Origin of the sequence: Bradyrhizobium sp. HKCCYLS3013, assembly GCF_051167615.1 — a bacterium.
Taxonomy (GTDB): Bacteria; Pseudomonadota; Alphaproteobacteria; order Rhizobiales; family Xanthobacteraceae; genus Bradyrhizobium.
Map to the genome: position 1 here is coordinate 50271 of NZ_JBNPTK010000019.1, position 23020 is coordinate 73290.

Below are 23020 nucleotides of genomic sequence, written 5' to 3' on the forward strand. Positions count from 1 at the left end.
CGAGGACTGCATGACGAGACTGATGAGCACGGCTGTCGTGGCGACCTTGAGCGCGCTGGCGGCGACCGCCGCCGCAGCCGAACCTGCTGTGCTGAAAGGCAAGGACGCGTTCGGCAGCTGGCAGGGTGATGCACCGGGCACGATCAGGCTGATCCGCCCTGAAGACCTGCCCAAGCCGGGGGCGACGGCGTCCGCCGCGAACGTGTCCCGCGTGGTGCAACGACCGGCCTCCGCCGTGCCGAAGGTCGTCGACGGTTTCAAGGTCGCGCTGTTCGCCGAGGGGCTGAACGGGCCGCGCATCCTCCGCACCGCGCCGAATGGCGACATCTTCGTCGCCGAGACCCGGGCCGGGCGCGTCCGCGTGCTGCGCCCGAGCGAGGACGGCAGCAAGGTCGCCTCCAGCGAGATCTTTGCCGACCGTCTCGGCCATCCCTTCGGCATCGCGTTCTATCCGAGCCGCGATCCGCAATGGGTCTATGTCGCAAGCACCGAGCGCGTCATGCGCTTTCCCTATCGGGCTGGCGACATGAAGGCGTCGGCCGCGGCCCAGACGATCGCCGATCTGCCGGCCGGCTACGGCCATTCGACGCGCGATATCGTCTTCACCAGGGACGACAAGCGCATGCTGGTGTCGGTCGGCTCCGCCGGCAATGTCGGCGAAGCGCTGGGAGAGCCAGCCGGCGGAATCAGTGCCTGGATCAAGGCGCATCCGCTCGGCGCGGGCTGGGGCGGAGAGACCGACCGTGCCGGCGTGCTGGCATTCGATCCCGACGGCCAGAACCGCAGCCTGTTCGCCACCGGCATCCGCAACTGCGTCGGCCTCGCCATCCAGCCGGCAACCGGAGCGCCGTGGTGCTCGACCAACGAGCGCGACGGGCTCGGCGACGATCTGGTGCCGGATTATGTCACGCGGGTGAAGGAGGGCGGCTTCTATGGCTGGCCCTGGTACTACATCGGCGACAACCCCGACCCGCGCCATGCCGGCGAGCGCCCCGACCTGAAGGGCAGGATCACCGTGCCCGACGTGCTGCTGCAGCCGCATTCGGCATCGCTCGGTCTGACGTTCTACGACGGAAATCTGTTTCCGCCGGAGTATCGCGGCGATGCCTTCGCCGCCGAGCACGGCTCGTGGAACCGGTCGAAGCGCACCGGCTACAAGGTGATCCGGATCAGGCTCAAGGACGGCGCGCCCACCGGCGAATACGAGGATTTCGTCACCGGATTCGTCGTCAACGATCGCGAGGTCTGGGGGCGGCCGGTCGGCGTCACCGTGGCGCGCGACGGCAGCCTGCTCATCTCCGAAGACGGCAACGGCACGATCTGGCGCGTCAGCCGCTGATGGACCAGCTGATGCGGCATTGAGAAGCACGAGCGGGCCGTCCTCACTTCTTCGGTGCGCGGCAGTTGAACGCACGGCGGAAGCCGGCGGCGCGTGCGTCGTCCTCCGAGCAGAACCAGCGGTCGGGCTCGGTGGTCGCGGGATAGCTCGGGCAGCCCTGCAGATGGTAGATGCCGATGTTGCCGGTCACGCGGGCGCGCACCGCGAACTTGCCCTTGATGCTGCAGCCCGGCGGCGCGCTCGGCGCGTCCGGGAACAGCACCGCACGGATCTCGCGGTCGCGGTCGGCGCGGCAGGCGGCGCCGAGCAGGGCGCCGTCCTTCTTGTCGGCGCGGAACTCTGAGGGCGCGACGAAGCATCCCTTCCACAGCCCGCGCACCGCCTCCTTGGCCGCGGCGACATCGTCCTTGGCGCGATACTTGATCGCCGGATCCGCGCTCATGGCGTAGCCCGCGCGCGCGACCTGTTGGTTGAGGCTGACCTTGTCGCCGTCGATGGTGCAGAGGCCGATCCTGCGGGTCTTGAGCGGCTTGTCGGGACCGAGATCGTCGCAGCGCACCGAGCGCCCGCCGATCAGCTTGCCGAGCTGCTCGCGCGCCTCGACGCCGCAGCTCCAGGAATCGGCGTGATCGTCGATGCAGAGCTGGTCGACCTCCGGCGCATCGATGCCGTCGAGCCGGAACACAGTGTCGCCGAGCTGGATCGTGTCGCCGCTGCGCACCGTGGCGCTCGCCGCCAGCGATGCGCCGGTCATGCCGGCTCCCAGCACAATGGCCCCACACAACGACAACAGCCGGTCTCGCAGCCGCATGTTTTCTCCCGCAATCAATTGCATCAAATATCCGCGTCCAGTCCTATCACATCGCTCGTGAGTCACGGCAAGTGCGGCTTGGGATCCGGCGTCTCGGCCTCATGGTTCGAGACGCACCGCCATCTGGACCGACTGCTTGGCTCATTTTGGCGTGCGGCGCTTCTCACCATGAGGGTTTGAGATATTGCCGCGCAGCCGGTCCTCGTCCTGAGGAGCCTGCCGGAGGCGGGCGTCTCGAACGACGGCCGCAAGTGCGGATCAGCTCGCCCGCCTTGCGAACGGGACAGACCGCCACCTTGCGCCGGGGCAGGCTGCTACCCATCTGAGCGGCCGAAGGAAATCTTGCCATGTTGGACTTTACCTCCGATCTCGCCGGCGACGCGCTGTCGCCGGCGCAAGCGTCGTCTGCTGCCCCGGCCGATGACCGGGCGCTGCTCGACGCCTATTCCAATGCCGTCATCGACGTCACCGAGCGCGTCGGCCCTGCGGTCGTGCGTGTCGAGACTGGCCCCAAAGCCGGCTCCCGCGCCGAGCGCGGCGGCCTCGGCTCGGGCATCGTGATCTCGCCCGACGGGCTGGTGCTGACCAACAGCCATGTGGTCGGCTCGTCGAAGGCCATCCGGCTGCGCGACGTCGAGGGCGTCGTCACCGATGCGCAGGTGCTGGGCGTCGATCCCGACACCGATCTCGCTTTGCTGCGCGCCAATCACGCGCGCGACCTGCGCTACGCCGCGCTCGGCAACTCCAAGAGCCTGCGGCGCGGCCAGCTCGTGGTCGCGATCGGCAACCCGCTCGGCTTCGAATCGACCGTGACGGCCGGCGTGGTGTCGGCGCTGGGGCGCTCGATTCGCTCGGTCTCGGGCCGGATGATCGAGGACGTCATCCAGACCGATGCGGCGCTCAACCCCGGCAATTCCGGCGGGGCGCTGGTGTCCTCGGCCGCGGAGGTGATCGGCATCAACACCGCCATCATCCAGGGGGCGCAAGGCATCTGCTTTGCGGTCGCGAGCAACACCGCGCAGTTCGTGCTGTCGGAAATCATCCGCCACGGCTATGTCCGCCGCGCCTATATCGGCGTCTCCGGGCAGACCGCGCCGGTGCCGCGGCGTCACGCGCTGCTCGCCGGCGTCGAGAACAAGATGGGCGCGCTCTTGATGCAGATCGAGCCGGATGGCCCGGCGGCGCGTGCCGGCCTGCTGCCGGGCGATGTCGTGATCAGCCTCGACGGCGCCGACATCAACGGCGTCGACGACCTGATCCGCGTGCTCGACCGCGATCGCATCGGCCGCACCGTCGCGATGGATGTGCTGCGGCTGGGAAGGCTGCGCGGCATCGACATCCACCCGGTGGAGCGCAAGCCTGCGGCGCGGCAGGCGGCTGGATAAGCTTGCTACATGAGCGCATAGTGCTGGCGACGATTGGCTCGACAAGTCGAGCTGTGTGATATAGTGCCCTCTCCCCTTGTGGGAGAGGGCATGTATAGCCTCTCCGCATACTCGTTCGGGTGAGGGGTATCTCTCCGCGATTGGCGTTTTTGGAGAGATACCCCTCACCCGACCGTCCTTGTCACACTGTCGTACATGCCCTCTCCCACAAGGGGAGAGGGCGCAGTCATCAGCATGTCGCATCTTCTCCGTCGTCAAGCGGCGCTATTGAATCCAGCTGTTGCACGGCAGAGGTGTCTCCGTTCATCTAATTCACAGTCTCAAACAGCACGGGACACGACATCTCAGCCTCGCGGCGCGTCGCGCCCGAGTTCTACATTCAATTCGCCCCTCGCAAATCATGCAGAGGGCGCAGGGAATGCCGGGTGAAGGCCTCACCCATGGCCCGCCTGCGAAAAAAATGCAGGCGGCAGGTACCACAGGCAAAGCCGAACACTCCGGCATTCCCTGCGCGACGGTCTTCACGCTTATACGCAGTCTCCCTGGTGCGCCGGGCTTGTTGGCCACCATGCCGCGACAATGCTTGCGCATTGCGCGGGTGACACCAGCGTCGGGGTGTCAGGACGCTGCGACTTCACGTCCGCAAGCCATCGTTCGTCCGCGCCCTCGAAAGAGGACGCTGCGATCTCTCGCGGCCATCGCTTCCCCGCCTCGCGTGTCGTGACGATCGCGCGCTACGCCCCTCTGCGATGAGGCGGGATGCGCATAGACAATCATGATTTCCGAAAAATAGCAAGAAGATTATTTTTATCGGAAGGTGATGTGACGTTCTCCCGCCGTCGTCCCGGGCTTGACCCGACATTTGTCGGTTTGGCGCGATCGGTGGTCATGCTGCGCACAGGCGGGACGAGGTGAAGCTCAATCTCCTTCCTTGGCGCAAGGCGATGCAGCATGGCGATCATTGCATGCAATGATCGCTCATGAAATGGGCTGAGTTCGCGCCGAACGAGCCTGCCCAGCAACCGGGCAATGTCGGCCATCTTCTCAACCCCTTGAATTAGTTCGTGCTTCGCCAGGGCCGTCGCGCCTCGCCGCATTGTACACAATGGCACACCGCTTGCTTCATCAGTTGCGAGACATTCTCGCGGGGAGGCAGGCGGCTGACATGGCGAACTCATCTGCAGCGGCAACCGCGACGATCATCGCCGAGCCGGAGCCGATCACGCTCGATCTGTCCAAGACCGCGCTGGTCATCATCGACATGCAGCGCGACTTCATGGAGCCGGGCGGGTTCGGCGAGACACTGGGCAATGACGTGTCGCAGCTTGCCCGCGCGGTCGAGCCGATCGCGAATGTGCTGGCGGCGGCACGCGAGGCCGGCATGCTGGTCATTCACACCCGTGAGGGCCACGAGCCGGATTTGTCGGATGCGCCGCCGGCCAAGGTCGAGCGCGGCGCGCCGTCGCTTCGCATCGGCGATCCCGGTCCGATGGGGCGCATCCTCATCCGCGGCGAGGCCGGGCACGACATCATTCCCGCGCTCTATCCCGTCGATGGCGAGGTCGTGATCGACAAGCCGGGGAAGGGTGCCTTCTACGCGACCGAGTTGGGCGAGGTGCTGAAGCTCCATGGCATCGCCAATCTGCTGGTGTGCGGCGTCACCACCGAGGTCTGCGTCAACACCACCGTACGCGAGGCCAATGACCGCGGCTATCGCTGCGTCGTCATCTCCGATGGCTGCGCGTCCTACTTCCCGGAATTCCACGAGATGGGGCTGAAGATGATCAAGGCCCAGGGCGGCATCTTCGGCTGGGTCGCGGACTCGGCCGCGGTGCTGAAGGCCATGATCTGAGAGACGAGCTGAAAGATCTGAGACGGATGAGTTTGATCATGTAGTCGCTGCAGGCAACAGGGGAGCAAGGCGATGAGCGGAAGCGGGACGGCAAGCTCGACAAGTGCGGATTTCAAACCGGTGCTCTGGACACAAGGGGACTGGAACGCGTTCTTCGGTTTCGGCACCAACATCCTCGTCAACATGCTCGTCCTCACCGGGCTGTTGCGCTTCGTGCTGAAGATGCCGGACAGCCTGGTGTTCGGCCGCATCCTGCCGGCGCTCGGCCTGATGATGTGCCTGTCGACCTTGTACTACGCGTTCCTCGCCTATCGGCTGGCGCAGAAGACCGGACGCAGCGACGTCTGCGCGCTGCCCTCGGGCGTCAGCGTCCCGCACATGTTCATCGTGACCTTCGTGATCATGCTGCCGGTCACCTTGAAGACCGGCGATCCCCTGAAGGGCTGGTCGGCCGGCCTCGTCTGGGTGTTCTTCCAGAGCTTCATCCTGATGATCGGCGGTTTCGTCGCGCCCTATATCCGCAAGATCACGCCGAGGGCGGCGCTGCTCGGCACGCTCGCCGGCGTCTCGGTCACCTTCATCTCGATGCGGCCGGCGCTCGAGATGTACATGACGCCGCAGATCGGGCTGGTGTGCTTCGCGATCATCCTGGTCAGCTGGTTCGGCGGCGTGAAATATCCGAAAGGCCTGCCGGCCGGTCTCGTGGCGATCGCGGTCGGCATGGTCATCGCCTGGGGCTCCAACCTGTTCGGCCTCGGCCTCGGCGGGCTCAGCGTGAAGGGCGTCGGCGATGCCTTCGCCAACTTTGGCTTCTCGGTGCCGCTGCCGGCGTTCGGCACGGTGTTCTCCGGCTTCGAATATCTCGGCGTGATCCTGGTGACCGCGATCCCGTTCGGCATCTACGACCTCGTCGAGGCCATGGACAATGTCGAGAGCGCGGAAGCCGCGGGCGACGAGTATCCGACGACGCGCGTGCTGACCGCCGACGGCGTCGTCAGCCTGATCGGCTGCATGATGGGCAATCCCTTCATCAACGCCGTCTACATCGGCCATCCCGGCTGGAAGGCGATGGGCGGCCGCATCGGCTACTCCGCGGCGACCGGGCTGATGGTGATCGTGCTGTCCTGGCTCGGCATCATCTCGGTGCTGCTGGCGCTGGTGCCGGTGGTCGCGATCTCGCCGATCCTGCTCTACATCGGCATGCTGATCGGCGCGCAGGCGTTCCAGACGACGCCGGTCAAGCACGCGCCGGCGATCGTGCTCGCGTTCACGCCGCATCTCGCCGCCTGGGCCAAGCTGCAGATCGACACCATGCTGGCCTCGACGGTGACGGCGGCGCAGGCTGTCGGCGGGCTCGCTGCCGACAAGGTGGACGCGGTGAAGACCGCCGCGATCGCCGCGCTGCCGCAGCAGGGCGTGCTGTATCACGGCCTGGAAGTGATGGGTGGCGGCTCGATCCTCGCCGGCCTCGTGCTGGGCGCCATCGGTGTGTTCGTCATCGAGCGCGACTTCACCAAGGCGGCGGCGTTCGCGCTCGCCGGTGCGGTCATGACCTATTTCGGCTTCATGCATGGTGAGGCTGTCGGCATCGGCGGCGGCTTCGGTGTGACGCCGGCGGTGGCGCTGGCCTATGTCGTGGTCGCGGGCGGGCTGTTCTGGCTGGGACGGCTCGGCATGTCCGAGAGCTACGTGCCGCATGCCGACATGCAAGCGGCGCCGGCGGAGTAGGCCGACTGCGGCACGAAAGCCAAGTTGGTTCAGACGGTCATTCCGGGGCAATCGTCAACTCGACGTCGCGAAGCGGCGGCGGGTTGGCGATTGAACCCGGAATCTCGAGCTTGTTGAAAGCCGACGCAAGACAACATCGAGATTCCGGGTTCACGGCCTGTCGGCCTTGCCCCGGAATGACGTTGTGGTGAGGCAAATGCCTGCACCGTCTCACCAGTCCGGCCGCCAGATCTGTCTTCGACCGTCACGTGGCCGGCTGATCGAGATAGTAGCGCAGCAGCGCCTCACCGGGCTCGGACAGCCACTCTGCCGCACCGGTCACATCGCCTTCGATCAAGCCGCTCATCCCGATCAGATAGGTGATCGGCATCGCCGGCGTGGCGAAGACGGAGGCGTCGGCATTGGCTGGATTGGTCGCCTGCGCATGCGGGTCGGCGAAGGACAGACGGGGCATCGCGACCGTTTCCGCGTATCGGCGGATGGTCTTGATGTCGCGGCGGTCGGTGCAGATGGTCCAGACGTCGAGCGCCGGCATCCGGACGCGGTCCAGTGCGGCGAGCGTCGGCAGGTCGGTCTTGCAGGCCGCGCACCACGTCGCCCACAGGTTCACCAGCGTGACATGGCCTGGCTTCGGCGCGAGCGTCACGTCCTTGCCGCTCAAGTCCTGCAGCTTCAACGGCGGCAGCGGATTGCGCGGCCGCTCGACGATGAACTGGCTGCGGCCGCTGCGGAACAGCGGCGGCCTCGGATCATCAGCCGCGGCGCGGACGCGCGGCGAGGATACAAGGAGGGCGGTGGCGGCTCCCAGCAGCGCTGTGCGGCGCGTGAGGGCGCTGAAGGAAACAGTCTCAGCCATGGATGTAGGCCCAGCCCTTGCGCTGCAACTCGACGACGCGGCCGATGCCGAATGGCACGAGCTTCGCGCCCTCGATCAGCTCGATCATCAGATTCTCCTTGCTCTCGGCGATCGCCTTCGACGAGGCGCACATGCTGAAGCCGATATGCGGATACATCTGGCGCAGTGCGGCGATCGGCTCCTTCAACGGAGATTTGTCGGCGCGGAAGACATCGATGCCGCTGCCGTTGGCGACGACCTCGATGATGGGCGTCTGTCCGAGGCTGGCGAAATGCCGCGTGAGATTCCCCGAATAGCTGATGGCGTGGCCCATCACGTGCGGATCATTGCGATCGATCAGGATGACGATGCCGGCGCGATGCTGGGCGACGGCCGGCACGGCGGGGGTTGGAGTGCCGAGGGCCGTCGCGCCAGCGACGAAGCCGCGACGGGAGAGATCTTGAACGGGTTCGCTCATCGCTGCTTTCTCGTCGCAAGGGAAACCGTCGGCCGTGGCGATTCCAAGGCCGGTGGTTGCCGGGTCAGTTGCGCGGCCGGATCGGCGCCTTGTTGTTGCGGCCCCACAGCACGAACAGCGACAAGGCGAGCAGCAGGATATTGAGCGGGGTGACGGCGGCCTCGCCGCGGGAAAGATGAAAGGCGAGGGCGAACACCTGGAGCGTGGCGCAGCCGAGCGCGGCGAGGACGGTCAGGCGCGGCATGATGCGGGTTAGCGACGGCAGGATGATGCCGAGCGCGCCGGCGAGATCGACCAGCCCGATCGCGCGCACGAAAACCTCGGAATACTCACTTGCCCACGGCATCATCGCCGCAAGCTGCGGGATCGGCGTGAACAGCTTGGTCAGGCCGGCTCCGCCAAAGGCCACGAAGATCAGGGCCTGTGCGGTCCACAGGCCGATGCGCAGCGCGAGCGAGGGCCGAAGCGGGGTGAGATCGGTGGTCGATGCAGTGGTGGACACGATGGAAGTCTCCAAACGAGTGGGGGCTGGTCGGCGCAGGTTGATGATTTCTTCTGGATTGATCATTATGCCTCCCGTTGAGAAATCATTTCTTGCTGGTTGATGATCAATGGACTCCCTCGTCAGCATCCGGGTGTTCTGCCAGGTCGCCGAGCTCAAGAGCTTCGCTGCGGCGGCCGAGCGGCTGAGCCTGTCACCCGCCATGGTCTCCAAGCACGTCATGGAGCTGGAGCGGCGGCTGTCGACCCGGCTGCTCAACCGCACCAGCCGCCGCGTCGGGCTGACCGAAGCCGGTGTGGTCTATTTCGAGCAGGTGCGTCAGCTGCTGGAGCAGCTCGACGACGTCGAGGCTGATGTCAGCGAGGCCACCGTGCTGCCGCGCGGCACGTTGAAGCTCAGCGCCTCCGTGTGGTTTGCGAATTCGCTGTTCGCCGACGTGCTCGCCGCCTATCGCTCGCGCTATCCGGAGGTCGTGCTCGATGTCGACCTCAGCGGCCGGCTCGTCAATCTCATCGACGAGGGTTTCGATCTCGCGCTCCGCACCTCGGCCTCGCCCGGTGACGGACTGATCGCCCGTCCGCTACCCTCGATCCTGATGCAGTTCGTCGCTGCGCCACGCTATCTCGCCGCGGCGGGCCGGCCGACGGCGCTGGCCGATCTCAATGGCCATGCGTTCCTGAGATATGCGCTGATCCCCACGCGCGCGATGACGCTGCCTGGTCCCGACGGCGAGGTCATGCCGGCTTTCAAGGACGTGCTGATCAGCGGCAACGAAACGCTGCTTCACCATGCCGCCGTCGCTGGCATGGGCATTGCCGTGTTGCCGCGCTGGCTGATCATGGATGATCTCGCGACAGGCCGGCTCGAGACGGTGCTGCCGGAGGCGTTGACGCTCAAGGCGCCGCTGATGGCGGTCTATCCGAGCCGCAAATATCTCTCGGCCAAGGTCCGCACCTTCATCGACTTCATCGCCGCCGATCCACGCCTGAAGCAGGTCTCGGAAGGGCCGCCGCCTGCGATCGATACGATCAGGGCGCGCGGGCGGAAGCGGCGGAAGACAGGGGCGTGATGCGCGTGGCGGGCTTGGCAGCTCGCGATCTGAGCTGGGGTGTGCTCATCGCTGGCTATCAATTTCTACAAGTTCGACTCGATGTATAGCAGCATGATGTTGTTGAGCTCTCGCGGCAGTGAAGGTGCACCTCGCCCCGCCAGGGCGAAGCGAAGCTTCGCTAGGGCGGGGAGAGGTCGGATTGCATCGAAGATGCAATCCGGGTGACGGGGACAGGTCTCTCCACGAACACTTCCCGTGCGTCTGCTCACCCCAACCCTCTCAGCGCGAGCAAAGCTCGTTGCGGCCCCGTGACGAATGGGAAGAGGGAGCGCACCGATGGTGCCCCACGTTCACGGTCGCACGGCCGGCGCGTCCATCGTCATGCCGCGTGCCCGCGACATCAGATAGAGCTCGAGTGCGATCATGTCCGGCGCGTCGAAGTCGAAGGCTTGCGCGCGCACGCCGGTCATGCAGCCGCGGAGGCGGCGCTGCAGCGAGCCCATGCCCTGCCATTCCAGGCGATAGATCGGATAGCCGGTCGGCTGTCCCTGTGTGATCGATGAGCCCGCGAGATGCCTGTCCCAATTATCGTCGTGGCAGTTGGCGCAGGCGAGATTGAGCTGGCCCTGGCGCTGAAAGAACAAGTCGCGGCCGCGTGCGATCGAGGACGCCAGCCGCGGGTCGTTACCGGCGGTGATCGGCATCCCGCGCGATTGCTTCGCGATCAGCGCCGTCAGCGCCAGCAGCTCGCGGCTCTCTGCTGCGAACGGCGCGGCCTCCTGATGCTGCCTGCGGCAGAGATTGACGCGCTGGCCGAGATCGACCGGCACACCGCTCGCGGCATTGAAGGCGGGATAGCGCGCAGCGACGCCCTTCATGCTGACATCGACCGCGCCGTGACAATCGCCGCACGCCTTGTTGGCCGTGCCTGCCTTCGTCGTCCACAGCGCCTCGCCGTCGAGCACCGACAGCATTGCTGGATTGGCGGTGTCGTCGTCCTGCATCGCCTTGGTGTCCGACGACATGAAGTCATAGCCGGAGCGGCGCGCGGACTCTGCAATCTCGCCGGCCAGCACAGGCAAGGTCAGGGCGATCATCGTCATGACAGTGAGAAGCGCCGGCCGCATCAGTCGACCGTGATCGTCGCCGCGGCGGTAGCGACGAAGCCGTTGTCGCCGATCCACTCGAAGGCGAAGCGGCCGCTCTCGGTCGCCGTGGTGAAGAACGACAGGAACGGATTGGCGGCGATGGCCGGATAGAGGTCGGCGCGGAAGATCTCGGCGCCATTGAACCTGCAGGTGAAGCTCGTGATGATGTCACGCGGGATGGCCTCGCCTGCGGCCGTATGGCGATAGCCCGGCTCCATGACGTGGCTCATCAGCGTCTTGATCTCGATGACGGCGCCGCGCCTGGCCTTGGGGGGAACGTTGACGAGGGCGGCAGGCATCACGGCATCTCCTCGGTGCAGGCGGCCAAGGTCACGATGACGTCGACGCTCGCCGACCAGAACGAGTCGTCGGAGAGCTTTGCGATCGCCACGACCTTCTGGGTGTCGGCGAGCCGGATGCGCGTCGTGACCTGGGCGCGGCCGGCGCTCGCCGTCAGGTGGAAACTGGCGACGTTGGGCTGCGGGTTCTTCTCGTTGAAGACGTGGATGCTCTTGACGAAATTGTCAGGCGTCATCGGGTGATCGACGCTGACCGTCATGGGCACGGTGTTGCCGTTCTCCACCAGCGGCGGGATGTCGAGCCGGACCTTGCCGACCGTCACCTTGGCCTCGCCGACGAGGTTGCGGATGGCGGACGCCAGCATCGCCGGCGTCGCCTGCGCCGGCCGGACCGTGATCAGCGGCAGCGCGCTGGCCGCGGTGAGCGTTCCCGCCAGTTGCAGCAAATGGCGACGCGAGATGTGGGATCGTTCGAACATGCCGGTCATATGGGCTCACTCGCGCAAGGTCGCGAGATAGGCGACGATGTCTTCGATCTGCTCCGCCGACAGGATCGGCTTGTCGCGCCAGGCGGAACCGACGCGGGTCAGTCCGTCAATGCGATAGTAGGACGGCATGATCGTTGCCGGATTGAGCCTGGAGGCATCGACCAGCCGCAAGCGGAGCTGCGGGATCGTCGAACGGCTGCCGGCGCCGGCAAGGCTGGGCGCGAGATCGCCCTGGAAGCGCGCTTCCGGGAACGGGCCGGAATGGCAGAGGATGCAGGTCGAGCTGCGTGCGAGAACGAGCGCACGGCCGCGCGCGGCGTCGCCGGGCTGGCCGGTGAGCGACTGCGCGATGCCGTCGCCACTGATCGTATACGGCGCAAGCTGCTGCGCGGCGGCGGTCGCGGGCAGGGCGATGATGAGGATCGCGATGAACCGGCTAGCCGAACGCATCATGGGTCAGCGCCTTGAACCAGGCCGTTGTCGCCTCTGCCTCAGCCGCGCGCGTGGCCTGGGGGGCGTCGATCGGGCTTGTCTTGCCACCTTCCACTTCGGCGAACAGATCCGCCTTGGGTTGATAAACGCCTGCCAGCGAGAACGCGTAGTTCGGCGCCACCAGGCTGTAGCAGATGCCGGTGAGCGGCGGCGTATCGGACTGCCGTCCGGTCAGCTCGCGCACGATCACCGCCGCGCACGTCTGGCCCTGCGCCCGCGCCGCGCCGGCCGATTTCGGAATGCCGCCGCCGAGGCACGCGTCGCCGATGACGTGGACATCCGGAAGCAGCTTCGAGGCGAAGGTCGTGGCATCGATCGGGCACCAACCGGTGCGGTCGGCCGCACCGGCAAGCGCGGCAATGCGGCCCGCCTTCTGCGGCGGGATGATGTTGGTCACATCGGGATTGTAGTTGCCGAACTCGGTGACCACGGTGCGCGTGGCGATCTCGACGCCGGTGACGCGGCCGCCCTGCGACAGCGGAATGCGCTCGATCATGCCGGGGTAGAGCTGCTGCCACGCCTGCTCAAACAGCTTCTGCTGCGAGAAGCTGTCCTTGGCATCGAGGATCAGCACCTTCGACTTCGGCTTGTGCGCCTTGAGATAATGCGCGATCAGGCTGGCGCGCTCGTAAGGCGCTGGCGGACAGCGCGACGGATTGGCCGGCACGGCGATCGCGACCGTGCCGCCATCCGGCATCGTCTCGACCTGCGTCCGCAGCAGCAGCGTCTGTTCGCCGGCCTTGTAGGCGTGCGGCATGACCGTCGAGGCAGCCTCGTCGTAGCCTTGCAGGGCCGTGAAATCGAGATCGATGCCGGGTGCCAGCACCAGGCGGTCATAGGCCAGCGTGGCGCCGTCGGCGAGCGTCACCTTGTGCGCCGGCGCATCGATCGCCAGGGCCGCCTGCAGCATGACGCGCACGCCTTCGGCGGCGATCCTGTCATAGCCGAATTGCTGCGCGCGGATGTCGCGCAGGCCGGCGATGACCTCGTTGCTGAGGGGGCACGAGGTGAAAATCTTGTTGGCTTCCACCAGGATGACGTCGAGCTTGCCATCGGCGTTGCGCAGCGCGCGGGCGCAACTGGCGCCGCCGAAGCCGCCGCCGATCACGACCACGCGCGCCGCCGCTTGCGCGCGCAGCACGGCCGGCGCGGCGAGCAGGGCTGCGCTCGCCGCGATCAGGCCGCCGAGCTCTCTGCGCGTGCGCTGCCGGGTCACTGTCATCCGATGAGAATAGCATGGCGGCAGCCATGGTTCCCAACGGCTGCCGCCAAGCGGATCATGCGAAGGTGATGTTCTGGTCGCGCAGTGGCACCGAGCGGATGCGCTTTCCCGTGGCGGCAAAATACGCATTCAGCACCGCCGGCGCGGCGACGCCGATGGTCGGCTCGCCGACGCCGCCCCAGAAGCCGCCGCTCGGGATCATGATCGCGTCCACCTTCGGCATCTCGGCGATGCGCATCGAGTTGTAGCTGTCGAAATTGGTCTCGACGATCCGTCCGTCCTTCACGGTGCAGCCGCCGTAGAACAGCGCCGACAGGCCGTAGACGAACGAGCCGGCGATCTGCCGCTCCACCTGCGCCGGGTTGACGACATAGCCCGGATCGGTCGAGGCGACGATGCGGTGGATCTTGATCTTGCTGCCGTCGATCACCGAGATCTCGGCGGCGCCCGCGACGTAGCTACCATAGCCGTGCAGCTGAGCGAGGCCACGGTACACGCCGTCCGGCGCCGGGGTGCCCCAGCCGATCTTCTCCGCGACGGCGTTCAACACCGCGAGATGCTTGGGATGGTCGGCCATCAGCTTGCGGCGGAACTCCAGCGGGTCCTGGCCGGCCGCATCGGCGAGCTCGTCCATGAAGCATTCGAGATAGATCGCGTTCTGGTTCACGTTGACGCCGCGCCAGAAGCCCGGATTGATGTGCGGGTTGCGCATCGAATGCTCGATCAGCAGGTTCGGCACGGAGTAGCCGATCGTCGCCTCGCCCGATGGCGCCAGCCCCTGGAAGGTCGCGGGATCCTTGCCGTTGACCAGCGCGTCGGGCCGCAGGCTGAACAGGATCGACTGGCCGGAGATGCGCATGTGCAGCGCCGTCAGATTGTTGTCGGCGTCGAAGCCGCCGGTCAGCTTGCACTGCGTGATCGGGTGATAGCGGCCATGCGTCATGTCCTCCTCGCGCGACCACAACAGCTTGATCGGGGTGCCCGGCATCTCCTTGGCGATCTTCACCGCCTGGCGGACATAGTCGGTCTGGCCGCGCCGGCCGAAGCCGCCGCCGAGGATCAGCTTGTGCACCTCGCATTTGTCGGCCGGCAGCCCCGAGGCTTCCAGCACCGCGGCGAACGCCGCCTCGCCGTTCTGCGTGCCGCACCACACCTCGCATCGCTCGGGCGTGTAGAGCGCGGTGGCGTTCATCGGCTCCATGGTGGCGTGGTTCTGATAGGGATAGTTGTAGGTAGCCTCGACCTTCTTCGCCGCGCTCGCCAGCGCCGCCTTGGCGTCGCCGTTCTCGTTGCCGACGAAGGCGGGGCCGGACTCCAATCCTTCCGCGAGCCATTTGGCGATCGAGGCCGAGGAGACCTTGGCGTTCTCGCCTTCGTCCCACACGATCGGCAGCGCATCGAGCGCGGTCTTGGCGTGCCACCAGGTGTCGGCGACCACGGCCACGGCGGTGCCGTCGATCGCGACCACCTTCTTGACACCCTTCATGCCGGCGATCTTGGCCTCGTCATAGCTCTTCAGCTTGCCGCCGGTGACCGGACAGTCCTTGATCGCGGCGTTGAGCATGTTCGGCAGCTTCATGTCGGCGCCGTAGATCATCGCGCCGGTGACCTTGTCGGCGGTATCGAGCCGTCTCACGCCCTTGCCGATCAGGGTCCAGTCCTTCGGATCCTTTAGCTTCACGTCGGCTGGCGGCGTCAGCTTCGCGGCGGCCTCGGCCACCTTGCCGTAGGTCGTGGTCCGGCCCGAGGCCTTGTGGGTGATGACGCTATTCGCAGCCGTGCATTCGGCCACCGGCACCTTCCACTCGTCGGCGGCGGCCTGGATCAGCATCATCCGCGCGGCGGCGCCGCCCTTGCGGACGTAGTCCTGCGACGCGCGGATGCCGCGGCTGCCGCCGGTGGAGAAATCGCCCCACACGCGCTTGCGGGCGACGTTCTGGCCCGGCGTCGGATATTCGGTCGTGACCTTGCTCCAGTCGCAAGCCAATTCCTCGGCGACGAGCTGGGCGAGACCGGTCAGCGAGCCCTGGCCCATTTCCGAGCGGGCGATGCGGATCACCACGGTGTCGTCGGGGCGGATCACGACCCAGGCGTTGACCTCGGGCGAGCCATCCGCGGCGCGCACGATCTGCGGCCCGCCGAAGGGAAGGTCGAGGCCGAGGGCGAGGCCGCCGCCGAGCGCGGCGGTGCCGATGACGAAGGACCGGCGGTCGAGGCGCGGCGTCACATGCTGGTTCATGCCGTCCTCCTCAGGCGTTGGCGGCGGCGTGGATCGCCTCGCGCACCTGCGCGAAGGTTCCACAACGGCAGATGTTGGTGATGGCGTCGTTGATGTCCTGATCGCTCGGCTTCGGATTGTCCTTGAGCAGTGCCGCGACGGCCATGATCATGCCGCTCTGGCAGTAGCCGCATTGCGGAACGTCGTTCTCCACCCAGGCCTGCTGCACCTTGTGCAGGCCGGTGTCGCTCGCGAGCCCCTCGATGGTGGTGATCTGCTTGCCCAGGGCCTCGGAGACGGTGACGCCACAGGAGCGCACGGCCGCGCCGTCGAGATGCACGGTGCAGGCGCCGCATTGTGCAATGCCGCAGCCATATTTGGTGCCGGTCAGTCCGGCGTTCTCGCGGATCGCCCACAGCAGCGGCGTGTCGGGCTCGACGTCCAGAGTATAGGATTGTCCGTTGATCGTGAGGTTTGCCATCGCAGATCCCTTTCGTTCAACGCGCCAGTTGAACAGAGGGCGGCACTGTGGCGCGAACGTTTGCATCCTTCAAATCAAGAATATGCGTTTGCCGCGCGCAGGATTTGTGATGGGCCCGGCTTGTAGTTGCGTCGGCTCATGGGCCGCGCGGCGGAGCGACGGCAAGCCGCAGGAAGCTCATCACGCTGCCGAGCGCGGCGAAACCGGCGCCGAGGGCCAAGGCAAGGGTGGCTCCTTGGTGCCCCGCAAGGCTGAAGCACAAGGCGGCGAGCGCCGCGCCGGTGGTCTGGCCGGTCAACCGGGCCGTGGCGACGATGCCGCTGGCGCCGCCGCTGCGGTGCGGCGGGGCGCTTGACATGATGGCCTTCATATTCGGCGCCTGGAAGAAGCCGAACCCGATGCCGCAGATCAGCATGCGCCAGACGATGTTCGCGATGCTCGGGTTCTCCGGCAACATGGCGAGCAGCGCCATGCCGGAGCCGAGCATCACCAGGCCGATGCCGCCGAGCAGGCCGGCGGGAAAACGGTCCGACAGCCGGCCGGCGATCGGCGCCATGATCGTGACTGCGAGCGGCCAGGGCGTCATGAAGAACCCGGTCTCGACCTGCGAGCGCTGGAGAATGTCCTCGAAATAGAACGGCAGCGACACGAAGCCGAGGCCCTGCACCGAGAACGAGCACACTGCGGTCGCCGCCGACAGCGCGAACATCCCGCGGCGGAACAGGTCGATCGGCAGCATCGGCGCCGGGTGGTCGGCCTGGCGGCGGGCCAGGATGACGCCGAGCACGAGCGCTGCGACCAGTTCGGCGACCACCATGGCCGGCGTCGCGCCGTGCGCGGCGCTGCCGATGCCGGTGATGAACAGGCCGAGGCAGAGCGCAGCGAGGGCGGCGCCGAGAAAGTCGAAGCCGTGCTCGGCGCGCGGCGTCCGTGGCAGCATCCTCATGCCGATCGCGATCGCGATCAGGCCGAACGGCAGGTTGATCGCAAACAGCCACGGCCAGGAGCCGAGCGAGAGAATGGCGGACGCGATCGTCGGGCCGAAGGTGAAGGAAATGCCGACCACCAGCGCATTGTGGCCGAGGCCGCGTCCCAGCATCTTGCCGGGATAGACGTAGCGCACCAGCGCGGTGTTGACGCTCATGATGCCGCTGGCGCCGAGGCCCTGCAGCGCGCGGGCGATCACCAGCGTCGGCAGCGACCACGCCAGCGCGCAGCCGATCGAGGCCAGCGTGAACAGCAGGAGGCCGCCGAGATAGATGCGCTGATGGCCGACGATCTCGCCGAGCGCGCCGAGCGGCAGCAGCGTCGCGACCAGTGCGATCTGATAGATGTTGACCACCCAGACCACCTCGGCCGGGGAGACGTGGAGATCGGCCGAGATCGACGGCAGCGCGATGTTGGCGATGGCGACGTCGAGCGAGGCCATCGACAGCGCCGTGAAGATCGCGGCGATGGCCCAGGGCCGCTTGCCGGGCGGCAGGCCATCGGTGGTGCCGTCGCCGGCGAGCTTCGAAGCGTGGTGGCGGTCGGACATGAGACCTTTGGAGACCTTCGGTTCGCGGGGCGCGTCCGGATCAGCATGTACACGGGAGCAGGCGAGCGCCCCAGCCGTCGCGGGCGCATGGCGGTATGCGCCCGGTCGCAAGGAACGGGTCGAAGCCGGCTACACGCCCGGCCTTGCCAGCCGTTCGATCGTCTGGTTGTGCCGCGTCAGGAGCTCGCAGGCGTGGCCGATCTGGCGGGCGCGCAGGGCCTGCAGGATCAGCCGGTGATCCTGGTTGGTGCGCGGACGCCAGCCGGCATTGCGGGCCATCGCCAGCACCAGCCGTGAATTCGCCAGGCGCAATCCGTCGAGGCTCGCCAGCAGCCGCGGCATCGCGCAGGGCGCGACCAGCGCGCGGTGGAAGGCGCGGTTCGCGGTCTCGAATTCCTGGATGGTCTCGGCATTGTCGGCCTCGATCAGCGCGAGCTCGATCGCGGCGAGATGCGTCGGCGTGTAGCGCGGCGCGGCATTGCGCAGCGCGATCACCTCGAGCGCGACGCGCATCTCGACGATCTCCCTGGTCGACTTCGCATCGAGCGGCGCCACCCGCACGCCGCGCCGCGGTGCCGCGACCACGAGATATAGCGCCTCGAGCTGCCGAAATGCCTCGCGCACCGGCACGTGGCTGGATTTGAACTCGCGCGCGACGTGGTCCTGCCGCAGCGGCGCATCCGGAGGGAGCGCGCCACTGACGATCCGTTCGGTGATGGCCTCGGCGATGCGGTGGGCCGTGGTGAGATTCTCGTCCTGCATGGCGATAGATTATCTATCGAAAAAACCGATGCGAGGAAAGCCGCTGTGCCCTACGGTGCTTTAATACGGATTTTCATAGATAATATCTTTGAAAATCTATAATCTGCGTGAGGTGTCGAAATGCCCGTTCCAAGCAGCTTGTCCGATCGCCCCGACAACGACGCTGCCGTCCGTCACAACTGGACCCGGGACGAGGCCGAGGCGCTCTACGGCCTGCCATTTCCGGATCTGATGTTCCTGGCGCAGTCGGCGCATCGCCGGCAGTTCGATCCCACCCGCGTGCAGACCGCGAGCCTGCTCAGCATCAAGACCGGCGGCTGCCCGGAGGATTGCGGCTACTGCTCGCAGAGCGCGCATTACGACACCGGTCTCAAGGCGACGAAGCTGATGGACCGCGATGTGGTGGTCGCCACCGCGCGGCGCGCGAAGGCAGCGGGAGCCGAGCGCTTCTGCATGGCCGCCGCCTGGCGCAGTCCCAAGGACCGCGACCTCGATCAGGTCTGCGACATGGTCAGCGCGGTGAAGGATCTGGGCATGGAGACATGCGTGACTCTGGGCATGCTGACGCCGCCGCAGGCGCAGCGGCTGAGAGAGGCCGGGCTCGACTTCTACAACCACAATGTCGACACCTCGCCCGAGTTCTACGACCGCATCATCACCACGCGCACGCTGCAGGACCGCATCGATACGCTCGCGCATGTGCGCGAGGCCGGCATCAAGGTGTGCTGCGGCGGCATCATCGGCATGGGCGAGGAGATCGACGACCGGCTCGGCATGCTGGTGCTGCTCGCCAACCTCGCGGAGCACCCCGACAGCGTGCCGATCAACATGTGGAACGAGGTGAGGGGCGTGCCGGTCCACGACACGGCCACGCGGCCCGATCCGATTGCGCTGGTGCGATTGATCGCGGTGGCGCGCATCCTGATGCCCCGGAGCGTGGTGCGGCTGTCGGCGGGCCGGCAATACATGAGCGACGAGCTGCAGAGCCTGTGCCTGCTGGCCGGCGCCAATTCGATCTTCATCGGTGACGTGCTGCTGACCACGGCCAATCCCCAGGCACAGCGCGACGCTGATCTGCTCGCGCGGCTCGGCATGACCTCGTCGCTGTCGGCGCGTCCGGTCGCACCGGCCGCCGCCAGCGAAAGCGCAGACGCGTCGTCTCCGGCCTGATTCGAACCTCATCGCGAGTTCGGCGCGACCGCGCCCACGCAACTGCCTGGTCGTGCCGGTCCACGCCCGCGGCTGACCGAAACAGAGCGGAGCCATGTCCATGCTGTCCGACAGGTTGGCGATCTATTCCGACGGCCTGCAGAGGCTCGCGGCCGATGACCGGTTGCGGCAGCTCAGTCCACCGGCCGGTCTCGATTTCTCCTCCAACGACTATCTCGGACTGGCGCAGGCGCCGCGCATCAAGCGCGCCGTCGCCGCGGCCATGGAGGCCGGCACGCCGGTCGGCGCCGGCGGCTCGCGCCTGCTGCGCGGCAATTGCGACGAGCACGAACGGCTCGAGGCGCAGGCCGCGCGCTTCTTCGGTGCCGAGCGCGCGCTGTTCTTCGGCTCCGGCTACATGGCGAATTTCGCCGTGCTCACCACATTGCCGCAACGCGACGACCTGCTGGTGCTCGATGCGCTCGTTCATGCGAGCACCCATGAGGGCGCGCGTGCCGGTCGCGCCGAAACGTGCCAATTCATCCACAACAACGCGCAGTCGGCCGAGGACGCGATCCTGACCTGGCGCAGGGACGGCGGTGTCGGCCGGCCCTGGATCGTCGTCGAAAGCCTCTACAGCATGGACGGCGATCTCGCGCCGCTGGCGGATTTGATGGCGATCGCCGAGCGCCACGACGCCTTTCTGCTGATCGACGAGGCCCATGCGACCGGGGTCCACGGCGCGCAGGGCCGCGGTCTTGCCGCAGCCTATGAGGGACGCGAGAGCGTCGTCACCGTTCACACCTGCGGCAAGGCGTTGGGCGCGGCCGGCGCATTGGTCACCGCAAGCGGCGTGCTGTGCGACACGCTGATCAATCGCTGCCGGCCTTTCGTCTTCAGCACGGCGCCGTCGCCGCTGATGGCGGTGGCGGTGCTGGAGGCGCTTGCGATCCTGCGCGACGAGCCGGAGCGGCAGCAGCGGCTGGCGCAGCTCGTTGGCTTCGCCCATCGTGGGATCGCCGCGCGCTTCGGTGAAAGCTGGTCGCCGTCGCAGATCATTCCCTGCGTGGTCGGCGACAATGCGCGTGCGATGAGCCTGGCTGCCGCGCTGCAGGCGCGAGGCTTCGACGTCCGCGGCATCAGGCCGCCGACGGTGCCGCCTGGCACGGCGCGGCTCCGGCTGTCGCTGACCTTGAACGTCGACGAGGCGGCCATCATGGCGCTGCTCGATGCGCTCGCCGACGAGATCGGGAGGCCGCGGGCATGACGCCACGCATCGTGGTCACCGGCACCGATACCGGGATCGGCAAGACGGTGTTCGCGGCCGGCCTCACGGCGCTGTTGGGGGCCTGCTATTGGAAACCGGTCCAGGCCGGCCTTGCCGAGGAGACGGACGCCTGCCGTGTCCAGCGGCTCGCCGAACTCGCCGACGATCGCGTTCTGCCCGAAGCCTATCGTTTGCCGGAGCCGGCCTCGCCGGATCGCGCGGCCCGCCTCGCAGGCATCAGCATCGATCCGCTCAGCCTGCATCCTCCGCAGTCCGTCGGCCGGCCTGTCGTGATCGAGGGGGCCGGCGGCGTCATGGTGCCGCTCGATTCCCAGACGCTCTATCTCGATGTCTTCGCGCGATGGCAATTGCCGGTCGTGCTCTGCGCGCGCACCAGCCTCGGCACCATCAATCACTCGCTGCTGTCGCTGGCGGCGCTGCGCAGCCGCCGCATCGACGTGCTCGGCATCGCCTTCATCGGCGACGGCCATGCCGACAACGAGGAGACCATCTGCCGGCTCGGCGGGGTGAAGCGCCTGGGCCGGCTGCCCTGGATCACGCCGCTGACGGCGCGATCGCTGCAGAACGTGTTCGCCACGCAATTCCAGCGCAGGGATTTCGAACCATGATGCGCAAGGCAACCTCGCCGATCTGGCATCCCTTCACGCAGCATGCGCTCCAGCCCGAGATGACGCCGGTCGCGCGCGGCGAGGGCGCCTATCTCTTCACCGCCGACGGCCGGCGGATCATCGATGCGATCGCGTCGTGGTGGGTGGTCACGCACGGCCATTGCCATCCGCCTATCGTGCGCGCGATCCAGGACCAGGCCGAGCGGCTGGATCAGGTGATCTTCGCCGGTCACAGCCATGAGCCGGCCGAGCAGGTTGCCGCGGGGCTGCTCGCGCTGGTGCCGCCGAGCCTTGCGCACGTGTTCTTCTCCGACAGTGGCGCCACCAGCGTCGAGGTCGCGCTGAAGATGGCGCTCGGCTATTTCAGGAACATCGGCGAGCCGCGCTCGCGCATCGTGGTGATGCAGCATTCCTATCACGGCGACACCATCGGTGCGATGTCGGTCGGCGCGCGTGGCGTGTTCAACGCCGCCTATGAGCCGCTGCTGTTCGACGTTGCCGTCATCCCGTTTCCGTCGCCGGGCAGAGAACAGGCAACTTTGGACGCGCTCGCTGCGCTGTGTGAGAGCGACCGGCCGGCCGCCTTCATCGTCGAGCCGCTGGTGCTCGGCGCCGGCGGCATGCTGATGTATCCGGCGGCGGTGCTGCGCGAGATGCACCGGATCTGCAAGGCGTTCGGCGTGCTGTTCATCGCCGACGAGGTCATGACCGGCTGGGGCCGCACCGGCACGTTGTTCGCGTGCGAGCAGGCGGACATCGCGCCCGACATCGCCTGCTACGCCAAGGGGCTGACCGGAGGCGCGGTGCCGCTTGCGGTGACGCTGTGCAGTCCGGCGATCTACGAGGCGCACTATTCGACCGACCGCGCCCGCACGTTCTTTCACTCCAGCTCCTACACGGCCAATCCCATCGCCTGCGCGGCGGCCAGCGCCAATCTCGAGCTATGGCGGCAGCCGCAGACGCGGGCCCGGATCGCCGCCGTCGCGGCCGCGCAGCAGCGCTGTCTCGACCGCTTGCGTTACGACGAGCGATTTTCCGCGCTGCGGCGTTGCGGCACTATCACGGCGCTCGATCTCCATGCCGACGAGCCGGGCTACCTTGCCGAGGTTGGTCCCAGGCTGCTGGCGTTTTTCCGCGACAGCGACGTGCTGCTGCGTCCGCTCGGCCATACCATCTACGTCATGCCGCCATACTGCGTCACCTCTGGCGACCTCGAGGCGGTGTATACCGCGATCGACGAGGCGGTCGACCACGTGCTCTGATGTCGCCGATGGACGAGTTCCAGCGCATGTTCGCCGGAGTAGGCTGCTGTCAGCTGAGATGATCAGGAGGCCGGGCAGCTCAGTG

At 67.0% G+C, this 23020-nt stretch carries 23 protein-coding genes; 9 read left to right on the forward strand and 14 right to left on the reverse strand.

Annotated features, from left to right (window positions below):
• Nucleotides 1-10: 10 nt before the first annotated feature.
• A complete protein-coding gene (locus ACQR1F_RS27245; protein WP_315802467.1) occupies nt 11-1339 on the forward strand; it encodes a PQQ-dependent sugar dehydrogenase in 1329 nt (442 codons plus the stop codon).
• Nucleotides 1340-1382: 43 nt separating this feature from the next.
• Here ACQR1F_RS27245 and ACQR1F_RS27250 read toward each other — a convergent pair whose 3' ends face one another.
• Entirely contained in the window at nt 1383-2150 is a 768-nt protein-coding gene (locus ACQR1F_RS27250) for a thermonuclease family protein (protein ID WP_315802468.1), read from the reverse strand.
• Nucleotides 2151-2497: 347 nt separating this feature from the next.
• Between ACQR1F_RS27250 and ACQR1F_RS27255 the strand changes: the two genes are divergently transcribed.
• Nucleotides 2498-3535: a S1C family serine protease gene (locus ACQR1F_RS27255; protein ID WP_316218344.1), complete on the forward strand. Its 1038-nt coding sequence runs from the start codon at nt 2498-2500 to the stop codon at nt 3533-3535.
• Between the two features lie 773 nt (nt 3536-4308).
• On the opposite strand, the gene ACQR1F_RS27260 is transcribed toward ACQR1F_RS27255, so the two are convergent.
• Nucleotides 4309-4575 (reverse strand): hypothetical protein, encoded by a 267-nt coding sequence (locus ACQR1F_RS27260; RefSeq protein ID WP_316183523.1) that lies wholly within the window; start codon nt 4573-4575, stop codon nt 4309-4311.
• A gap of 125 nt (nt 4576-4700) precedes the next feature.
• Between ACQR1F_RS27260 and ACQR1F_RS27265 the strand changes: the two genes are divergently transcribed.
• Nucleotides 4701-5387, forward strand: a complete 687-nt coding sequence (locus tag ACQR1F_RS27265; RefSeq protein WP_316218347.1) for a cysteine hydrolase family protein — start codon at nt 4701-4703, stop codon at nt 5385-5387.
• Nucleotides 5388-5459: 72 nt separating this feature from the next.
• On the forward strand, nt 5460-7115 hold the full coding sequence (locus ACQR1F_RS27270) for a regulator (RefSeq protein WP_315802471.1): 1656 nt from the start codon (nt 5460-5462) through the stop codon (nt 7113-7115).
• 244 nt (nt 7116-7359) lie between these two features.
• Here the strand turns inward: ACQR1F_RS27270 and ACQR1F_RS27275 are convergent, their stop codons facing one another.
• The 3 genes from ACQR1F_RS27275 to ACQR1F_RS27285 all read right to left on the reverse strand — a co-directional run bounded on the left by ACQR1F_RS27275 (nt 7360) and on the right by ACQR1F_RS27285 (nt 8930).
• Nucleotides 7360-7851, reverse strand: a complete 492-nt coding sequence (locus ACQR1F_RS27275) for a TlpA family protein disulfide reductase (RefSeq protein ID WP_316183546.1) — start codon at nt 7849-7851, stop codon at nt 7360-7362.
• A 112-nt stretch (nt 7852-7963) separates the two neighbouring features.
• On the reverse strand, nt 7964-8428 hold the full coding sequence (locus ACQR1F_RS27280; protein WP_315802472.1) for a DsrE family protein: 465 nt from the start codon (nt 8426-8428) through the stop codon (nt 7964-7966).
• Between the two features lie 64 nt (nt 8429-8492).
• The gene (locus tag ACQR1F_RS27285) at nt 8493-8930 is read right to left on the reverse strand and encodes a DoxX family protein (protein WP_434914203.1); all 438 of its coding nucleotides are present in this window, start codon (nt 8928-8930) and stop codon (nt 8493-8495) included.
• A 109-nt stretch (nt 8931-9039) separates the two neighbouring features.
• Here ACQR1F_RS27285 and ACQR1F_RS27290 point away from each other — a divergent pair, with 109 nt between their 5' ends.
• A complete protein-coding gene (locus ACQR1F_RS27290; protein ID WP_315802473.1) occupies nt 9040-9999 on the forward strand; it encodes a LysR family transcriptional regulator in 960 nt (319 codons plus the stop codon).
• Nucleotides 10000-10331: 332 nt separating this feature from the next.
• Here ACQR1F_RS27290 and soxA read toward each other — a convergent pair whose 3' ends face one another.
• From soxA to ACQR1F_RS27335, 9 genes are all read right to left on the reverse strand, one after another.
• On the reverse strand, nt 10332-11084 hold the full coding sequence (soxA, locus tag ACQR1F_RS27295; RefSeq protein ID WP_410051458.1) for a sulfur oxidation c-type cytochrome SoxA: 753 nt from the start codon (nt 11082-11084) through the stop codon (nt 10332-10334).
• A 23-nt stretch (nt 11085-11107) separates the two neighbouring features.
• Nucleotides 11108-11428, reverse strand: a complete 321-nt coding sequence (gene soxZ, locus ACQR1F_RS27300; protein WP_434864237.1) for a thiosulfate oxidation carrier complex protein SoxZ — start codon at nt 11426-11428, stop codon at nt 11108-11110.
• Entirely contained in the window at nt 11428-11916 is a 489-nt protein-coding gene (locus tag ACQR1F_RS27305) for a SoxY-related AACIE arm protein (protein ID WP_316239015.1), read from the reverse strand. Before ACQR1F_RS27305 ends, soxZ begins: the two co-directional genes overlap by 1 nt.
• 6 nt (nt 11917-11922) lie before the next feature.
• A complete protein-coding gene (gene soxX, locus ACQR1F_RS27310) occupies nt 11923-12369 on the reverse strand; it encodes a sulfur oxidation c-type cytochrome SoxX (RefSeq protein WP_316218351.1) in 447 nt (148 codons plus the stop codon).
• The gene (locus ACQR1F_RS27315) at nt 12353-13630 is read right to left on the reverse strand and encodes an FCSD flavin-binding domain-containing protein (protein ID WP_434914180.1); all 1278 of its coding nucleotides are present in this window, start codon (nt 13628-13630) and stop codon (nt 12353-12355) included. The genes soxX and ACQR1F_RS27315 overlap by 17 nt, the downstream gene beginning before the upstream one ends.
• Before the next feature lie 55 nt (nt 13631-13685).
• Nucleotides 13686-15869, reverse strand: a complete 2184-nt coding sequence (locus ACQR1F_RS27320) for a molybdopterin cofactor-binding domain-containing protein (RefSeq protein ID WP_434914181.1) — start codon at nt 15867-15869, stop codon at nt 13686-13688.
• 10 nt (nt 15870-15879) lie between these two features.
• Complete coding sequence (locus ACQR1F_RS27325; protein WP_315802480.1) at nt 15880-16329, reverse strand: (2Fe-2S)-binding protein; 450 nt, start codon at nt 16327-16329, stop codon at nt 15880-15882.
• Between the two features lie 136 nt (nt 16330-16465).
• Nucleotides 16466-17866 (reverse strand): MFS transporter, encoded by a 1401-nt coding sequence (locus ACQR1F_RS27330; RefSeq protein ID WP_434914182.1) that lies wholly within the window; start codon nt 17864-17866, stop codon nt 16466-16468.
• A 129-nt stretch (nt 17867-17995) separates the two neighbouring features.
• Entirely contained in the window at nt 17996-18628 is a 633-nt protein-coding gene (locus tag ACQR1F_RS27335) for a GntR family transcriptional regulator (protein ID WP_315802482.1), read from the reverse strand.
• A gap of 120 nt (nt 18629-18748) precedes the next feature.
• On the opposite strand from ACQR1F_RS27335, the gene bioB reads away from it, so the two are divergent.
• The 4 genes from bioB (at nt 18749) to ACQR1F_RS27355 (ending at nt 22935) form a co-directional block, all read left to right on the forward strand.
• Nucleotides 18749-19798, forward strand: a complete 1050-nt coding sequence (bioB, locus tag ACQR1F_RS27340; RefSeq protein WP_434914183.1) for a biotin synthase BioB — start codon at nt 18749-18751, stop codon at nt 19796-19798.
• 100 nt (nt 19799-19898) lie between these two features.
• Nucleotides 19899-21044, forward strand: a complete 1146-nt coding sequence (locus tag ACQR1F_RS27345) for an 8-amino-7-oxononanoate synthase (RefSeq protein ID WP_434887010.1) — start codon at nt 19899-19901, stop codon at nt 21042-21044.
• Complete coding sequence (bioD, locus tag ACQR1F_RS27350) at nt 21041-21673, forward strand: dethiobiotin synthase (RefSeq protein WP_316183534.1); 633 nt, start codon at nt 21041-21043, stop codon at nt 21671-21673. The genes ACQR1F_RS27345 and bioD overlap by 4 nt, the downstream gene beginning before the upstream one ends.
• Nucleotides 21670-22935, forward strand: a complete 1266-nt coding sequence (locus ACQR1F_RS27355) for an adenosylmethionine--8-amino-7-oxononanoate transaminase (RefSeq protein ID WP_434914184.1) — start codon at nt 21670-21672, stop codon at nt 22933-22935. The genes bioD and ACQR1F_RS27355 overlap by 4 nt, the downstream gene beginning before the upstream one ends.
• Nucleotides 22936-23020: the final 85 nt, after the last annotated feature.

Excerpts from the sequence above, each read along its gene's own strand:
- ACQR1F_RS27245 (WP_315802467.1), top strand. The coding sequence starts at position 11 with ATGACGAGACTGATGAGCACGGCTGTCGTGGCGACCTTGAGCGCGCTG.
- ACQR1F_RS27250 (WP_315802468.1), bottom strand. The coding sequence starts at position 2,150 with ATGCGGCTGCGAGACCGGCTGTTGTCGTTGTGTGGGGCCATTGTGCTG.
- ACQR1F_RS27255 (WP_316218344.1), top strand. The coding sequence starts at position 2,498 with ATGTTGGACTTTACCTCCGATCTCGCCGGCGACGCGCTGTCGCCGGCG.
- ACQR1F_RS27260 (WP_316183523.1), bottom strand. The coding sequence starts at position 4,575 with ATGGCCGACATTGCCCGGTTGCTGGGCAGGCTCGTTCGGCGCGAACTC.
- ACQR1F_RS27265 (WP_316218347.1), top strand. The coding sequence starts at position 4,701 with ATGGCGAACTCATCTGCAGCGGCAACCGCGACGATCATCGCCGAGCCG.
- ACQR1F_RS27270 (WP_315802471.1), top strand. The coding sequence starts at position 5,460 with ATGAGCGGAAGCGGGACGGCAAGCTCGACAAGTGCGGATTTCAAACCG.
- ACQR1F_RS27280 (WP_315802472.1), bottom strand. The coding sequence starts at position 8,428 with ATGAGCGAACCCGTTCAAGATCTCTCCCGTCGCGGCTTCGTCGCTGGC.
- ACQR1F_RS27290 (WP_315802473.1), top strand. The coding sequence starts at position 9,040 with ATGGACTCCCTCGTCAGCATCCGGGTGTTCTGCCAGGTCGCCGAGCTC.
- soxA (WP_410051458.1), bottom strand. The coding sequence starts at position 11,084 with ATGACGATGATCGCCCTGACCTTGCCTGTGCTGGCCGGCGAGATTGCA.
- soxZ (WP_434864237.1), bottom strand. The coding sequence starts at position 11,428 with ATGCCTGCCGCCCTCGTCAACGTTCCCCCCAAGGCCAGGCGCGGCGCC.
- ACQR1F_RS27305 (WP_316239015.1), bottom strand. The coding sequence starts at position 11,916 with ATGACCGGCATGTTCGAACGATCCCACATCTCGCGTCGCCATTTGCTG.
- soxX (WP_316218351.1), bottom strand. The coding sequence starts at position 12,369 with ATGATGCGTTCGGCTAGCCGGTTCATCGCGATCCTCATCATCGCCCTG.
- ACQR1F_RS27315 (WP_434914180.1), bottom strand. The coding sequence starts at position 13,630 with ATGACAGTGACCCGGCAGCGCACGCGCAGAGAGCTCGGCGGCCTGATC.
- ACQR1F_RS27320 (WP_434914181.1), bottom strand. The coding sequence starts at position 15,869 with ATGAACCAGCATGTGACGCCGCGCCTCGACCGCCGGTCCTTCGTCATC.
- ACQR1F_RS27325 (WP_315802480.1), bottom strand. The coding sequence starts at position 16,329 with ATGGCAAACCTCACGATCAACGGACAATCCTATACTCTGGACGTCGAG.
- ACQR1F_RS27330 (WP_434914182.1), bottom strand. The coding sequence starts at position 17,866 with ATGTCCGACCGCCACCACGCTTCGAAGCTCGCCGGCGACGGCACCACC.
- ACQR1F_RS27335 (WP_315802482.1), bottom strand. The coding sequence starts at position 18,628 with ATGCAGGACGAGAATCTCACCACGGCCCACCGCATCGCCGAGGCCATC.
- bioB (WP_434914183.1), top strand. The coding sequence starts at position 18,749 with ATGCCCGTTCCAAGCAGCTTGTCCGATCGCCCCGACAACGACGCTGCC.
- ACQR1F_RS27345 (WP_434887010.1), top strand. The coding sequence starts at position 19,899 with ATGCTGTCCGACAGGTTGGCGATCTATTCCGACGGCCTGCAGAGGCTC.
- bioD (WP_316183534.1), top strand. The coding sequence starts at position 21,041 with ATGACGCCACGCATCGTGGTCACCGGCACCGATACCGGGATCGGCAAG.
- ACQR1F_RS27355 (WP_434914184.1), top strand. The coding sequence starts at position 21,670 with ATGATGCGCAAGGCAACCTCGCCGATCTGGCATCCCTTCACGCAGCAT.